Annotated in this window: 7 protein-coding genes; all 7 read right to left on the reverse strand. The window is 43.7% G+C overall.

Annotation, left to right across the window (positions count from 1 at the left end; genetic code table 11):
• Window positions 1–3: 3 nt before the first annotated feature.
• Genes AB5217_RS17795 through AB5217_RS17825 form a run of 7 tightly spaced genes read right to left on the reverse strand, consistent with a single transcriptional unit; the run spans window position 4 to window position 16,733 of the window.
• A complete protein-coding gene (locus tag AB5217_RS17795; RefSeq protein WP_217724699.1) occupies window positions 4–3,036 on the reverse strand; it encodes a SusC/RagA family TonB-linked outer membrane protein in 3,033 nt (1,010 codons plus the stop codon).
• 12 nt (window positions 3,037–3,048) lie between these two features.
• Window positions 3,049–4,887, reverse strand: a complete 1,839-nt coding sequence (locus AB5217_RS17800; protein ID WP_368112765.1) for a RagB/SusD family nutrient uptake outer membrane protein — start codon at window positions 4,885–4,887, stop codon at window positions 3,049–3,051.
• 19 nt (window positions 4,888–4,906) lie between these two features.
• Window positions 4,907–8,146 carry a SusC/RagA family TonB-linked outer membrane protein gene (locus tag AB5217_RS17805; protein ID WP_008641742.1) on the reverse strand — a complete coding sequence of 1,080 codons (3,240 nt, stop codon included), beginning with the start codon at window positions 8,144–8,146 and terminating at the stop codon, window positions 4,907–4,909.
• Window positions 8,147–8,174: 28 nt separating this feature from the next.
• Window positions 8,175–9,923: a leucine Rich repeat-containing domain protein gene (locus AB5217_RS17810; RefSeq protein WP_032844978.1), complete on the reverse strand. Its 1,749-nt coding sequence runs from the start codon at window positions 9,921–9,923 to the stop codon at window positions 8,175–8,177.
• A gap of 37 nt (window positions 9,924–9,960) precedes the next feature.
• Complete coding sequence (locus AB5217_RS17815; RefSeq protein WP_368112764.1) at window positions 9,961–13,470, reverse strand: alpha-galactosidase; 3,510 nt, start codon at window positions 13,468–13,470, stop codon at window positions 9,961–9,963.
• Entirely contained in the window at window positions 13,467–15,566 is a 2,100-nt protein-coding gene (locus AB5217_RS17820; protein ID WP_008998211.1) for a glycoside hydrolase family 36 protein, read from the reverse strand. Before AB5217_RS17820 ends, AB5217_RS17815 begins: the two co-directional genes overlap by 4 nt.
• A gap of 12 nt (window positions 15,567–15,578) precedes the next feature.
• Window positions 15,579–16,733 (reverse strand): MFS transporter, encoded by a 1,155-nt coding sequence (locus tag AB5217_RS17825; RefSeq protein WP_008649023.1) that lies wholly within the window; start codon window positions 16,731–16,733, stop codon window positions 15,579–15,581.
• Window positions 16,734–16,786: the final 53 nt, after the last annotated feature.

Consider the following 16,786-nt stretch of genomic DNA (forward strand, 5'->3'; position numbering starts at 1 on the left):
TCTTTAGAAATTCAGGTTAAGTCCTATGTTAAATGTTCTGTAAATGGGGTATACAGAGTAGGAATATTGTTCCGGGTCCAGATTATCGAACTTGAGAGATGAGGTGGTCAACAAATTGGCTCCGCTGATATAGAATCTCATTTTCTCCAGTTTCAGCTTACTGCTCCAACGTTTAGGAAGTGTATAACCTAATACTACATTCTTCAATCTCATATAGTTATTTTTGGAATAGAAGAATTCATTCGATTGGAGACTTGAAGAGCTTCCTGTGGTCAAAGCCGGATAGCTGATTTTTTCATTTGCCGCATAGCGATCTGCTGTCCAGGCATTACGGTGCAGGTCTGTGTACACTCCTTGGTAAGCATTATCGAAGATACCGCATCCACTGTAATAGGCTGCTGTACCTGATACACCTTGTAACTGAACATACAAGTCAAAGTTTTTGTATTCCAGTTGAATAGAACCACCATAAGAAAGTGTAGGTAGTGTCTGGGCTTTGTCCATCGGTGCCTGGTCACGCTCATCTATATTTCCGTCGTTATTTAAGTCTTTGTAAATGAAATCACCTGGGCGCGGAGAAGCACCAGAGAATCGCAGACCGCTTTTATCTATTTCCTCCTGGCTATTATAGTAGCCGTTTCCGTTGGAATAGTCAATCAGATATCCGAACTGTTGTCCTGCAGAATAGCCGGTTTTACGATATGGATAGTAATATCCGCTGGCGGTACGGTTCAACTCTTTTATGTCAGTTACTTCATTTTTATTGTATCCCATATTCCCTCTGATAGTCATTCTTAATCCACATTTCAGATTCTTGATATAAGATAGTTCAAGATCAAATCCTTTGTTGTTCATCTTACCCAGATTTTCAAATGGCAGATTTTCACTGGCGATACCTTGTGCAGAAGATACACTGTTATTTTGGATAGCCATTTGGGTCTGTTTCACGTTCCAATAATCAAATGTGATACCTAGTGAGTTGAATAAGGTAATATCTATTCCGTAATTTTGCTGGAAAGATTCTTCATAATGGATATACGGATTACCTTGCATACCTTCTACAGTATGAAAGCCATAGTAGTTGCTTAGTAAGTAACCTGCATCTTTATAACGTACATCTGTAGCATACAGGAAACGGGTATCAGATATCTGGTCATTACCCAGCCAGCCGGCAGATGCGCGTATTTTGAGGAAGGACAACCAATCTGTGTCTTTCAGAAAACTTTCGTTGGATACCACCCAAGCGGCAGATATTGTCGGGAAGAATTTAAAGCGGTTACCTGGTTTGAACTGTTCTGTGCCATCATAGGTAAAGTCTCCCTGTATATAGTACCGTGAATCATAGCCGTATTTCACATGTCCCATTAATGACAAACGATCGTATGGGAGATCACCGTTTTTCATCATATTCTCATTGAAATAGCTGACAAATGCATCTACTTCATGTTTGCCTCCAAAAATACGATTATAGTTGATGAATCCTTGGAAGTTGATAAAGTAGCGCATATTAGCGGTCTTGCTTAAACTTAGAGGAAGAGTGGTGTGAGTACCGAAAAGTCCGCTGCCATTGGCTGCATAACGTGCGTAGTCGGTAGAACCATAGATTGTTCCGTCATAGTTTGCTTCATAACCTACTATTCCTTTTACGCTCAATCCTTTAGTCAGGAATCCCAGATCCAGATTCATTCCATAAGCGACGTTCAGATTGATACCTGTTTGATGGCTATATCCGGAGCGGTTGATAAGTCCGTAAGTAGGATATTCATTGTATTCTGCAGTAATCACTTTTCCGTCTTCGGTGATAGGGCCAGGTACGGTGGGGGCCATCTGATAGATCGAATTCATGATATCTCCTGTCCCGTTGTATCCTTGATTCATCCGGTCGATAGTGACATTTGTGTTAAGGAAACAGTTTAGATAACGATGCAGAGTGACGTCCACATTAGCTAAAATGTTGAAGCGATGCAATTTGAGTGCAGGATTATAATTATCATTCTTCTCTGCATCAATCAGGCTGTTTTGGTGAAGATAACCGGCATTAACAAGGTATTTAACCCGGTTGTTACCTCCGCTGATATTTACGTTGTAACGTTGCATACTGGCTGCATCATTCATGAAAGTGTCATACCAGTCGTGTCCCGGCATAGTTCCATCTGTAAACCCGGCTATTTCATATAAAGAATAGAGTGGAGTGCCACCGTCATTGAGTAAGGCCTGGTTACGCATTTGTGCGTATTCACCGGTACTTACTATTTTAGGACGCTGGGTAGCCTGTTGTATGGAGAAGTCCATGTTCACATTTACTTTAGTACGTCCTATTTCGCCTCTTTTTGTAGTAATAAGAATTACTCCGGAAGAAGCTCGCGGACCATATAATGCTTTAGCTGCGGCATCTTTCAGAATACTGACAGATTCTACAGTGTTGGCATCGAGTGTATTCATATCGAATAATGGAGCCGGAATTCCATCGAGTACAACTAAAGGTGAATTACCGTTTATGGAATTCAGACCACGTATATACATCGTTGTTGCATCATCGGCTGGTGTGCTGGTGGATTGGATAGAAGTCAATCCTGCCAAGCGTCCGGTCAGCGTAGCTGAAAATCCGCTATTAGGTGTTTTAACTAACTCTTCTCCCTGAACGGTAGAGATTGCTCCTGTATAACCTCCTTTTCTCTCTTTCTGCAGCATGGCTACTTCGAGAGATGTATCCTGACCGGCGATGTCTGATATCAGACAAAACTCTACCGGTTTATTCAGAGTGAATTTCATTGTCTGGTTCCGATATCCCGGAATCTTACAAATGACCATACTGGCTCCCGACGGAATCTCCATGATGAATTTTCCGTCTTTATCACTGCTTGTGGTGTATTCGGGATTGTCCGGGACAGAAATGATTGCGCCGTCTAAAGGTTCGTTGCTCTCATTCCGCACCACACCGGATATAACTTCTTGCACTTGTGCCCGGCATACTTCATTGCCTGTGAACAGGCATACGATGCACAAAAATGTGATTATTCTGTTTTTCATATACATTCTGTTTTATGATTACCATCCTGCATTTTGCCACGTCTGTCCTGTCGTGCCTTCCAATACGGCTGCTTCATTGGCAGGGATAGGATATACGTGCCATTTCTTTTCATAACTCATTTTGCTCGGTTTGCTGCCGTCTGTTCCTAGATTGATTCTTTCATAAGAGAATGAGTTTCCATTTTTGGTGATTCTCATACCTGTGGTAAACTTCTCATTTTCCATATTCTCATTGGCGGGTGTCCAACGGCGGATATCGAAATATCTGTCTTCTTCACAAGCCAGCTCTATCTGGCGTTCGTGGCGTACCAATAAACGAGCTTCGTTCTTGTCGTTTGTCGACAGATCAACCGAAGGATCAAAACCTGCGCGATGACGGATTTCATTGATCCATTCCAGGCCTTCGGTAAGGTGTCCGCTTTCAATAGCGGCTTCGGCGGCATTCAGATAAATTTTGCCTAATCGGTAAAAACGGAAACGGCCATCATATCCAGCCACTCCGGCTGCCTTACAGTTACCGTTTACCATTCTTTTTCTCCAATAATAACCGGTACGTGTGTTCGTATTTCCACTTGTACGGATTTCGCTATTTCCTCCCACGTACGTTTCTACTACTGCCGGTTCCTTTCCTAACAGCACAGGACTGTTATTATAAAAAATTGTAGCCTGGAAACGAGGATCACGTCCCTTATAAGGGTTGGCTGGGTCATAACCGCTATTAGGGTTATAATTAGGTGACAGATGCTTCTCATCGTTATAAGGTTTCGATAAATCCAGTACAGGCTTTCCTGTTGCTAGCATATCATAGGCGTCTACTAATTCTTGGGAAGGAACAATAGTTAATTGAGCGTTTCCCAATACCGGAGCTCCGATAACGTCATACAAAGGATTGGTGTATGGGTCGGGCCAATAGCCTTCGGTACTTTGCCAGATTGTTTCTTTATCACTGGGATCTGTTCCGATATAGTTATTGAGCGTAAAGTACTCCATATAAGCATTGTTATAGTACTTTTCAGTATCCGTACATTTAGTATACAATTCATATCCATTGGCTTTCAGCTGTTCCAGACAGTCTTTGTTGATTGTGTAAGCCCATTCCCAAAGATCTTTGCCGCCATTGTTGTAAGTGCTGGCTGCGAATAGAGATGCTTCGGAACGGATAGCCATTGCGATACCTTTGGTCATTCTGATCTTCTCGTTGAGTGTTGTCAGTCGCCAAGGGAGGTTGCTGGATTGCAAAGCTATTTCGCAATCATCTACAATGAATCGGGCACAGTCTTCGAAAGTAGGACGTGATAGAGTTGAATAATCATAGTCTAACCCGTATGGCTCTTTCTCAATAGGCACAGGACCATACCATTTCAGTAACTCCATATAGAAATAAGCACGGAGTACATGAGCCTCTGCTACCCAACGGTCACGGTCGCTTTCGCTTGGTATGGCGGCGGTGGCTGCCCGTTGGAGGAATGTGTTGATAATACGGATTTGCCCCCAGTATAACTGCCAGTATCCTCCTTCTGAGTAGGTGTCACCCATATCTCTGCGAACGTCGAGATAGAAGTCGGTGGTGGTACAGTTGCCGGATGCGGCATGTGCAAAGCCGGCACCGGAACCATCCGTGCAATCCCACGCTTCATCACTAAGTGCTACGGGATAGTTGCTCCAGAAATGATATCGTAAACTCTTTTTAGGCAGATAGTCAAAGCAAGTACTGAAATAAGCTTTAGTCAGATCGGGATCTTGGAATACTTCGTCCAGTGATAATCTTCCGTCGGGAGCTACATCCAACGCTTCATTACAAGAACTGAATGTGAGCAAGGAAGCAAACATGCATATATAAATAAATCTTTTTTTCATATCGGTTTTGTTTTAGCCGTTAAAATGTAATATTTAAACCTACATTGTACGTACGCATTGTTGGATAGGCTGCCGGACTGTTTTGTTCGGGATCGAAGCTGTCAGTCTTCAGGTGAGTCCATGTATACAAGTTGTTACCACTTAAATAGAAACGTACATTGGAAGCACCGATTTTCTTGCTGATGCTTTCCGGTAATGTATATCCTACTTCTGCATTTTTCAGACGTATATATGAGGCATCCATGATAAAGAAGTCGTTGGGCTGCAAGCTCGGGCCGCCACTGCTGGACAGACGAGGATACGTAATCTTTTCGTGATTATTATAGCGTTCTTCGCTCCAACGTTCCATGTGCATCTTGTAAAAGTTGCCGCTGCTTTCATAAATACCGGCTCCTGAATAAGTCTTGCTGTATTGGCCTACTCCCTGCAACATGATAGAAACATCGAATCCTTTCCAGTTGGCAGATAAAGAGAAACCGTAGTTGATGCGAGGCAATAGGGAGGAATAGCCAATGGGAGCCTTGTCACGGTCATTGATGACACCGTCTCCGTTGAGATCTTTATAAATAAAGTCTCCGGGTTCCGGTGTTCCTACACCTTCATAAGTCAGTCCGCTCTTGGCAATACTCTCGTCGCTATAGAAGAATCCTGTGCCGTCACGCCCTTTTTCAGGATCATAGCTGTGGTCGATGATATATCCCCAGTTTTGTCCTAATGAGAAGCCGGTGGTGCGGGTGCGATAAGCATAATCCTTACCTAATAGTGGCTCGTCATATTCCAATACTTTGTTTTTGGCATAACTGAAGTTTGCATTAGCAGAAACAGATAGCCCGTTTTTGAATTGTTTCTGATATCCGAGGACCATTTCGAATCCCTGATTCTTTACTTCACCATCGTTCATCAGTGGAAGAGCGGATGAGGGAAGACCTTGAATCATAGGAGTAGTCTGCGGGATAATCAGAATATTTTTTCTTTTTTCAACAAAGTAGTCAAATGAGAAGGAAAGATCATGATACAAGGATATGTCTATACCATAATTCTGTTTTTCAGCTGTTTCCCATGTGATGCTTTTGTTTCCTATGTAGTTTTCGGCTATCTTGTAACCTTGTCCCCAACCGGAACCATTGGAAGCATATCCCAAGCTTGGGGATAACCAATGATCTCCTTTACTGTCGGTGACTACGGAATATTGACTGATATTATCCAGATAAAGGAAACGGGCTGAACCGAAGGCGTCGTTACCAACTTTTCCCCAAGAAGCTCTTAACTTCAGATTGGTCAAAACCGGATTATCCTGAAGGAAGCCCTCATTAGTAATCAGCCAACCGAAAGAGGCAGCCGGGAAGAGACCAAATCGTTTGTCCGGTGAAAATTGTTCAGAGCCATTATAACCTACGTTGACCTCCGCAAAATAACGTCTGTCATAGTCATAAGTTGCACGTCCGGCAATACCGATGACGTTGTAAGGAAGCAGTAGGTCACCGGATGTTTCTTTGGATTCTTTGATGTCCCGTTGAGCTAGAAACATAGCAGTGACATTATGCTTTCCGGCGAAGGTCTGGTTATAGTTGATTTGTCCCTGTAAGTTCATAACCCAATAAGATTCGGAAGACTTTGTGAGTTCAATCGGGCCGTCTTCGTCCTCCAGGCTAGGATGGCGATTGATAAACAAATGCTCTCCTGAAGCTAATGTCTGATACGTATACCAGGTATAGGAACGTTTTCCGATTGTTTTCCCAAATCCTTTGGAGTCGAAAGATACCTGGCCTTTGACAGAGAGCCCTTTAGTGATAAATCCCAAATCTATTTCTACTCCTCCGATAACATTGATTCCCGATCTGGTTTCCAGTTGATAGCCCGAACGGTTGATTAGCGGATATGCACTCAATGAATTGTTGGCGGGATCTTCTACGGATAATCCGGCACCAATAGGGAAAGTACGTATAGCATCAGTAGCGTATGCACCTTCCGGGGTGAGATACATGGAAGTAGGGCGTGAGGTCAAAGCGCTGTTGAATACACTTGACATACTTGCGGAAGTTCCGTTGATCCGTTCCAGATAAGAGGAAGCGTTTAAGTTAATCTTTACCGACTTATTGACTTTGTAGTCGATATTTGAGCGGAAGTTGTAGCGGTCTAATGAAGACTGGGCATTGTATCCCAACTTGGATTTAGGTTCTACGTTGAACATACCTCCCTGATGCAGATAGCCTGCACTTACAAAGTATTGAAGTTTGTCCGAACCTCCCGAAACGTTCATGTTGGCTCTGGTCATGGGAGCATAATCTCTGAACAAGATATCTTGCCAGTTATTATTCGGATAAAAATCCGGGTCTACAGGATTACCTGTTTTCCATGAGTCGAACTTATCAATGTCCGGCCCGAGGAATTCAGCGGAATTTCCGTCGTTCACGAGTGCTTCATTGCGAAGTCTGACCCAGTCCCATGAATCCAGACGTTCGGGCTTGAAAGCGATTTCCTGCATGCTGAATTCTACATTGGCACTGATACGGGCAGTTCCTTTTTCACCTCTACGAGTGGTAATCATTATCACTCCGTTGGCACCACGTACTCCGAATACTGCTGTTGCGGAAGCATCTTTCAATACGGAGATATTAGCAATCTCGTTCGGGTCGATAGATCGCATATCGTCTACAGCTACTCCATCTACCATAATTAATGGGTTTGTTCCGTTTGTAGTGGCAGCACCACGCAGGAACATGGTGACTTCGTCACGTCCCGGTTCACCGGAGGTCTGGATAGTTGTCAATCCTGGGAGTTTTCCGGATAAAGCGGAACTTAGGTTGGGCGATGAGGATTTCATCAAATCTTTTCGATCAATGGAAGCTACGGAACCGATGACAGAAACCTTTTTCTGGGTACCGTAAGCTACCACTACAACTTCCTCCAGGTTCGCTACGTCCGGATGCATGATGATACGCATGTCTTTTTTAGCAGGAATGTCCTGCTTTTGATAACCTACATAACTGATTTCCAGTATAGCGTTGGGGGCAACCGATAAAGAGAAACGACCGTCTATGTCTGTAATAGTACCATTCGTTGCTGCTCCTTTTTCTATGACGGAAGCTCCGATCAGGCTTTCACCGGACTCGTCTACGACGACTCCAGAGGCTGTTATTTTAGACTGTTGTTGTGTCAGGGTAGCATCTCCGATATCCGATGCATTTCCTGTAACGGGAATACAGATTCCCAACCCAAGCAACAGGCACATTTTGTATAGCCAATAACTTTTTTTCATAACTATAACGTTTAAGATTGTTTTCTGTCTAATTAAATGAACTCAACATTTTATCCTTGTCGTATCCTATGTATTCATAGCGTTCTATCCGGACACCTTGATTCTTTGCGGTAATACATGGGCTTGTGCCATTCCATGGGCTATCCATCCACCATTCTTCTACTAGTAGCTTCCTTTGAGTTGAAGAGCTGTCGGTAAATGAGAACTGAACTTTTGAGGCATCTACAGCTCCACCGGAGTAACCTAGTACGGAATAAGTACCTGCCAGATTACGCAGATCAACATAAGTGAGCGGACAACCGGATGCATTTAGTGATGTGATGGATTTGCACCGGTTTATATCCAGATATGCTAATCCCGGATTGTTGCTCACATCTATAGAGGTTATCATATACTGATCGCCAGAAATGAATTTGGTTAATCCTGCATTCTTGGCACTGAAAGTCTGAATTCCTTTCTCATCTACCGGACCTGCCGTGTAGCTGGTACTGATTGCGTATTTACTAAGATCGATTTCTCCCAGATTATTTCCATCCAGAATGAGGTTTTTGTATCCGCAGAAGTATTGTAGTCCTTCCAGATTAGTGATTCCCTTATTGCTAAGATCAAGGGTCGTGTTATTCTTGAAGTATTCAGTATTCAGAGCAGCCACTGTCAGAACTTTATCTCCATCGAATACATCCGGAACCAATGCTTTGAGTGCGTTTCGCAGATTGATATCAGGAATTTCTCCGTACTTTTTCATTGTCTTCTGATATTTTCCGTAACTGTAATAATAGTTGTTGTTTCCATCGGGATAGTCGTGCATCCAGTCGTACCCTTCCACTGTCACTCCATTATTGATGGCATCTACGATAGAACCGCTATTGCTGTAGTATGAGTCCATCCACCAGGATTCCATTTTCAGGAGTCGTTCTTTACTTGCGTCATCGCTGAAAGTAAATTTGAAGTCTGTGCTGTTGTAGTTCAGACATCCGCCATAGATACTGTGGTAATTGCGTACATCCAGATATACCAGTTTACAGTTTAGAGCAGAGAACTTCTCAATGTTATAACAATAATACAGGTCGACAGATTCTAGTTTGGTACTTCCATCTATGTTGAGAGATACCAATGTCGTGTTCGGCTGTTCCGAAGTGGCTAGTTCCAGTTTGGTCAGACCAGTGTTTTGTGCAGTCAGTTCAGACAGTCTGGATAGTACTTCTGCAGGAATTTCACTGATATCATTATTGTTGCAGATCAGTTTCCGAATGTTGCTGAAATATTCGAGTCCCTCCAGAGAAGTGATATTTTTATCGCTGATATTTAATGTGCCATCAGTGAAAGTGACATATTTAGCACTGGAAGATATCTTTTCTCCTTTAAATATATCAGGGAAAAGAGCAGACAAGGCATTACGCAGGTTTTCGTCGGGCATAACTCCAACAGTACTGTTGATGACGCCTAATGTTCGCATTTTGCTACCGCGTACCAATACAAGTCCATAAGAATCTTTGGTGGCCGTAGAGGGGTAAAGTACCGTGATATGATCGGATGCTACTTCTCTGGTTTCCATGTAGATGGGCTGTTCGGTTCCTCCTGAAAGGGGAGAAAGAGCCAGTACATCACAGTCGATAAAGCCATTTCCCTGAATGGTAATCTCTGTGCCCAGGGATTCTTCCGAAATATCCGGAAGCACTACATTGGTTACTCCTAGGTCTGTGCCTAACTTTTCGTCTTCACATCCCAAAAGGAATACCATTCCAAGCATTAATAAAATGTAGAAATGTGTTTTCATAAATACTATTTGTTTAATGAATAAATAGAGTACATAGTTATTCTTGTTTTAAGATGATCACAGAATGAGCCGGAAGTAAACATAGAATTTTATCGTTCACTTTGAGAGGCTGGGCGTCCGGAGCCAACATTTGGTCTGTGGTAGGTAAACCGTCTTTGATATAACGGTAAACCTGATAATTCCCTTTGGTTTGCGTATGTTGGTTGATGAGGCTTATTGCTTTCTCCTGGTCCATTCCATTGGCGAAAACATATACCCATTTGCCATTTGTGTTTCGAACAGCAGTTCCTGCATACCATTCTTCCGGTGTTGCTATCGGATAGATTTCAGCTCCCGGGCGTATGAAACGTGTCAACAGAGAATAGGCATAGTACTGTGGGCGTACCTCGTAATCACTTTTGATATCGTTGTAGTATGGTTCCGAAGCGTATGTTTTCTTTACATACTTCCATAAACCCAGTTGCTGCATTGCTCCGTAGTCTGCATCCTTACCATAGTATTGGTCTATCAGGCTCCAATAGCTAACACCGCTTGCTCCTGCATTGAGTAGATTGATGGCTATGCGTGTCATGAGTACTCCTCGTTCATACAAGTCGATATCTTTTTGCCTGGTGGCACCTACGCATTGATTACCTCCGAATTCACCGATGAAATGGGCTTTTCCAACTGAAGCGGCCAATTGAGAGTTTTGTTTTTCCCAATCCAGAATTGTGGAGTTCGGAGTTTCGTAGCCGAAGATATAGGTGTGGGAGTTGAATACGTCAGCAACGTTCGCCAGTCCTTTCGTGCAGGCTGCCAGATATTTATGCGTTCCTGTACCTCCGTCTGAATTGTCAGAAAGACTGAAATGTACTTTATTTCGTATTCCATCCTCTTTGAAACGTCTGTCGAGTACTTTACACATTTCAATATAGTTGGCGGTGGGAGCAGCTTTACCTTTGATGATATATGACCAATCTGGTTCGTTGATCGGAGTAATCTCTTTGACGCACGTGTATTTTTTGTTGTTGAGCAGGTGTTGTACAAGTGCGGAAAAGTTCTCGCTCCATTCTTCATAGTTAGTCGGGGCTACTACCCAGTTACCATAATTCCCTTCGGCCAGGAAATGTCCCGGAGGGGCTCCCCAAAGTACAAGGGTGACTTCCATTTTCTGTTCTTGTGCCATATCCAATACTTTGTAGAGTGATTGCATTTCTACAGAGTTGAAAGTGAAATTATGCCAGTCGATTTTGGATGCATCCGGATTGTCATTCTTTGGCTCATACCATTGTGGCATCACCATCACCCGTAAGCTTTGCAGTCCCATTTCTTTGACACGTTTCACAACGATGCGCTCCCAGTCTTCAGCTTTAGCTCCATCATTGCGGGTCACATTTTGTGAGAGAAAGTGGGGATCTAGTTCTGCACCTATAGCACGGAGCTTTACACCGGTTTTCTTTCCTACAGAAAGTTTCTGTATGGCAGTTGTTGAACTTTGGTATTTGATTATCAGACTACTTTGCGGGTTATCCAGTGTCAGCGTGAAGCCGTTAGCCAGTTCTTTACCGGTTTTCTTTATAGCTTCTCCTGTATCTTTATTGGTGAGTATATAAGTGTGGTCAGGGTGTAGCCCTGATAAATTGACAGTATAGCTCTTGTCCGGATTGTCTTTGCGGCGGAAAGCTACGATGTATCCGCTGTCATCCGACGGACGATAAAGTTGGTATGCTAGCCAGATATTTTCCGAAGTAATGTTGTTTATTCCACTCAACGGATAGTAATCTTCATAGAAATAGGGGCGGAGTTCTTTGAACTCTGCCTGGCGGTCGCGCATATCATAGATGGATTGTCCAGCTTCGGTTATTTTCCAGTTGTAGATAATAGAGGTTCCGAGGCTGGAACGGAAAGTGAATTTATCGGCACTCACAGTTCCTGTACCATGCAGGGGAAGGTATAAGTTCAATCCGTAAGTATGGCATTGATAGCCGATTGGTTCTCCATAACTGTAGTCTGTTCTCCACATCGGTGCACTGCGTGAGATACTTTCGAGGTCAATACGGTGTCCGCCACTGGCACAATTATCAACCAGCAAGCCCGGAAAGCGGTTCAGCAGATATTCCCAGAAAGAATAAAGTCCTTCAATGTATCGGATTTCGCAGATACCTTGTCTGCCAGGTTCATCATTGGCAGCCCAGAAACCTTCCGGCTCTATATTGAAATCCTGGCGGTAGTAGTCTATGCCATTTTCTTCGAGGAAGTCTCCGATATATTTACTCATCCATCGACATGCCTCCGGATTTCCGAGATTGAATAGATAAGAGTCGTGCTCACCATCTCTTGTCCAGTCTTCCTGTTTGGCTTTTCCTCTGGCATCCAACATCCATTGAGGGTGTTGCAGTGCCCAAGCTGAGCCTTTCATAACACGCTCCGGTTCAAACCATACCATGAACTTGGAACCAACTCTATGCACTTCGTCGGCGATGGGGCGTAATCCTTCGGGGAAACGAATAGAGTCGACGGTCCAGTTTCCTACGGTGTTCGCCCAATTCTTATGATTGGCTACATCTGCAGAGTGATTGTACCATCCGGCATCCAGCCAGAATACTTCGGGTACTAATTTGAATTGTTCATACCGTTTCACCATAGCAATGGCATAATCTGTAGTCAGGCAGGTATATTCATTACAGGGAGTAGGATCACCGTAGTTGAAACTGGTCGATATTGGATATACGGTCGGTTTACCACCTACTTTCCAAGTGTGGTGGGCTTGCACGAAACGGCGGAACTGGTTGTGTCCTTTCATCCGGTCGGAACCGTTCCAGAATGACAGGCATACACTGGAAGTGCGGATGCTTTCTTCCGGATACAGATAGGTTTTCAAACGTTCAATTCCGGAGGTAAGCGCTACGCTTTGCTGGTCTGCACAGCGCACATCGGCAAACCAGGTTCCTGTCCATCCGATGGCTACGATAACTCCTTGATTAGCCGGAGATTCAATATTGAAGAATGGCATACGCATTTGTGAAGAGCGTCCACCTTCCGGTCTCATATAAAGATTATCACCCGGAGACAAGATTGTAAGTTGCTGGCTGAAATCTGATTTGGATGCATGGCTGCCTTCGGAATGATGAAGGTTGAATGCTCCCGGATGCTGGTAGCGGAATGTGATATCAGACACTTTTACGTTGGCAATCTCCGGCGTATTTTTCTTTCCCTGGTTGGTGAAACGGAGTACCCATTCCACCGTATTGAAGTCGGTAAAGCCTTTCACTTCACATTCGACTTTTAATCCTCCGGATGGTTCACGATAAGTATAAAGGTATTTCAGAACCTTGGGATCGTCACTTTTCTGACGCGTAGCCGTATAAGACCAGCTTTTGATAAATTCCTGTGAAGGTTTACCTCCATATTCGAAAGAGAAAGGAGGGACTACACCGCGGGCAAAGTGGGTGGTTATCCATTGGCTGGTGTTTACCGGGCGGTCGCTCATGCGGGCTACCGTCTGTCCTGTTCCATTATGAGGGAACAGAAGCAGAATGAATAGATAATATAGTATTCTTTTTTTCATTCTTTATTCGGTTTTTCGTTGGTAACTTTATATTTTAGTAATAAGGAACTATGTGGCTTTTCGAGGATCAGTGGCAACTGACTGGTCAGTTCTTTTCCCTGATAGATTTTGCTCTGTCGGCTATCCATGTCTGTCACTGTATAGTATTTTCCCGGATCCACTCCTGAAAGTCTGACGGTGATTTTTTTGTCTTTGGAGGCGGTTCTGCGGAAAGCAACGATAATACCACTGTCGTCCGACGGACGATGCATTTGATAGGCTAGCCAGATATCATCCCGCGTCATGTCTTCTGTACCTGTCAGTGGGTAATAATCTTCGTAATAGTAAGGTCTGATTTCGTGGAATTCTTTCAGACAACGTTGCATTTCGTAAACGGAGGCATTTTTATCGGTTATTTTCCAGTTATAAATCAAAGCTGTGCTGACGCTTGAGCGGAAAGAATACGGATCGGTCTGTAAACTACCTGTTCCATGTAAAGGTAGGAAGAAATTCAGGCCATACGTGTGACATTGGTAGCCGTCCGGATCGTCGTAATGATAATAATCACTCCTCCATAGTGGTGCGCTTCGGCCGATTGTTTCCCAGTCAATACGTCGTCCCCCACTGGCACAGTTGTCTATGAGCAGGTTCGGGAATCGGCTCAGCAGATAATCCCAGAAGTAGTATAGTCCTTCGATGTGTCGTATCTCTTTCATTCCTGTACGTCCGGGCTCATCGTTGGCTGCCCAGTAGATATCCGGCTGCATATTGAAATCCTGACGGTAATAGTCTATGCTGTTTTCTTCGAGCATATCGCCTATATATTTACTCATCCAGTGGCAGGCTTCCGGATTTCCCAGATCGAACAGTAGGTAGGTGTCATTGTTGTGTTCGGGAATGTCGAGCATCCAGTCGGGGTGTTCTACTGCCCATTGGGTACCACGGATGACACGCTCGGGTTCGAACCAGACCATGAATTTAGCTCCTACTTTGTGTATTTCGTCGGCTACAGGACGAAGTCCTTTGGGGAAGCGCAATGTATCTACAGTCCAGTTACCGGCTGTGTTGGCCCAGGTCTTGCCATGTTCGAAGTCTGCAGCATCGGTGTTCCATCCGGCATCCAGCCAGAATACTTCGGGCTTCAATCCGAACTGTATGTAACGTTTCACCATGGCAATGGCATAATCGGCTGTCAGGCATGAGTATTCCGTACAAGGTGCGGGGTCCCGATAGTTGAATCCGCTGGAAAGAGGATATTCGGCAAATTTTCCGTTGATTTTCCGTGACTTGTGTGCCAGGACAAAACGGCGGAATTTATTGTGTCCTGCCATCCGGTCGATATTTTCCCAAAACATCAGACTGATACTTGGGGTACGAATTGTTTCCTGTGGACGTAAGTATAATTTCATGGTTTTCATTCCCGAAGCCATGGATATTGTACGATTATCTTGTGCGCATACATCTGCATACCAGGTGCCCGACCAGCCTACTCCTAATATGACTCCCTGTCCGGCAGGTGATTCAATGTTGAAGAAAGGAAGATAGTCCCCTTCTGAAGAGCGTCCTCCTTGTGGAGACATCTGTTTGGTTTCACCCGTTGCCAGAGTAACCGAACGTGGATGGAAATCATATTTGGAGATATGGTTTCCGTCTGCATAGTGTAACTTGAATTCTCCTTTAGAAGCGTATTGCATGGCAAGGTCCACTACTTTCACTTGTTCCAGAGTGGGAGAGTTGCTCGTACCTTTGTTGGTGAAGTTCAATACCCATTCGGCAGCCTGATAACTGGGATAGCCTTTTACGGTACATTCTACTTTCAGTCCGTTGGTAGGATTGTAGTAGGTAAAGAGATACTTTATCACATCCGCTTCTTCGGATTCTATCTTTTGCTGGGAATAGTCCCATTGGCGGATAAATTCTGCGGAAGGTTTCCCGTCACATATAAACGAGAACGGAGGTGTTTTTCCTTTAGCGAATTGTTTCTGAATCCATTTTTCGATTTCAGGAATGTGTTTGGAGATTTTAGCCGTCGTCTGACCCACGGCTATGATGCTCCACACACTCATAATCAGTAATGAGAACAGGAATTTCGATTCGATTTTCTTGAAATGTTTCATTAGAATATAGGTTTATGTGGTTTTTATTTTTCTCATTATTCCGATCAGATAGCACCATACAATGGCAAGTACTATGATTGCAGATAACTGACTGTGGAATGAATCGGTAATTACTCCTAAAATAGGCGGGAGGACGGCACCGCCAGATACACCGACGATAAGAAGTGCAGATACTTCGTTCGCTTTCTCGGGAACACGTTTCAAAGACAGAGAGAAGATGATGGAAAACAGATTGGCATATCCTATCCCGAAAACTGCTACACATCCGAGGATAAACCAGAGATTAGTGCTAATGGTCATCAGTATCAATCCTGCGAGAGCTATCCAGACGCTATAAATATAGAATTTACTTTCTGAATATTTCATCAGTAGGATACCACCCAAAAAGGCTCCTACAGTGCGGGCGAAGAAATACACACTATTTCCCATTCCTGCATCTGTCAGTGGTAGATCACAACGTTCCATCAGGAATTTAGGGAAAGTCATATTGATACCTACGTCTACACCTACCAGCACGAGAATACCGATAAAGAAAGCAAGAATGTATTTGTCTTTGAATAATTCAAGAGTGACTTTGAAAGAAATGTTCTTCCGTTCCTGTTGTTTTTCTTGTATAGGGGTAAGCCATAGCCATATCAAAGCGAGCAGTGACAGTCCGGCATAAACGGGGAATATCATTTTCCATCCGAAAAAACTACCAGTCACCCAAGCTGCCAGGATAGGACCCAGGAATGAACTGACTGCTTTGACAAATTGTCCTAGGGTTAATGTACCTGTCAACTTATCGTTTGCAACGACATCCGTTACTAATGGGTTGAGTGAAACTTGCAATAGAGTGTTACCGATACCTATCAAGGCAAATGCGATTAATATGGCGGTAAAGTCATATGCAACGAGTGGAAGGCACATAGCTAATACATGGAATGCGAAGCTAAGTAATACGGTTTTCTTGCGTCCGATGCGATTCATTAACATTCCGGTGGGAATAGAAAGCACCAGGAACCACAAGAAACAGGATAGAGAGATGAGATTAACCATCGTATCGGTGAGATGGCTGAAATCATTCTTCACATAGCTCGTGGTTATTCCGACAATGTCAACAAATCCCATAACGAAGAATCCGAACATGACGGAGAGCATTTTTACTATGGATATTTCTTTTTTCATTCGTGTACTTTTGATGATAAATTACTTGGTTGGTGGGCATATATATCCAGCAC

Origin of the sequence: Bacteroides sp. MSSM.1001136sp1_RTP21357st2_D2_RTP21359_211015 (assembly GCF_040913205.1) — a bacterium.
Taxonomy (GTDB): Bacteria; Bacteroidota; Bacteroidia; order Bacteroidales; family Bacteroidaceae; genus Bacteroides; species Bacteroides ovatus.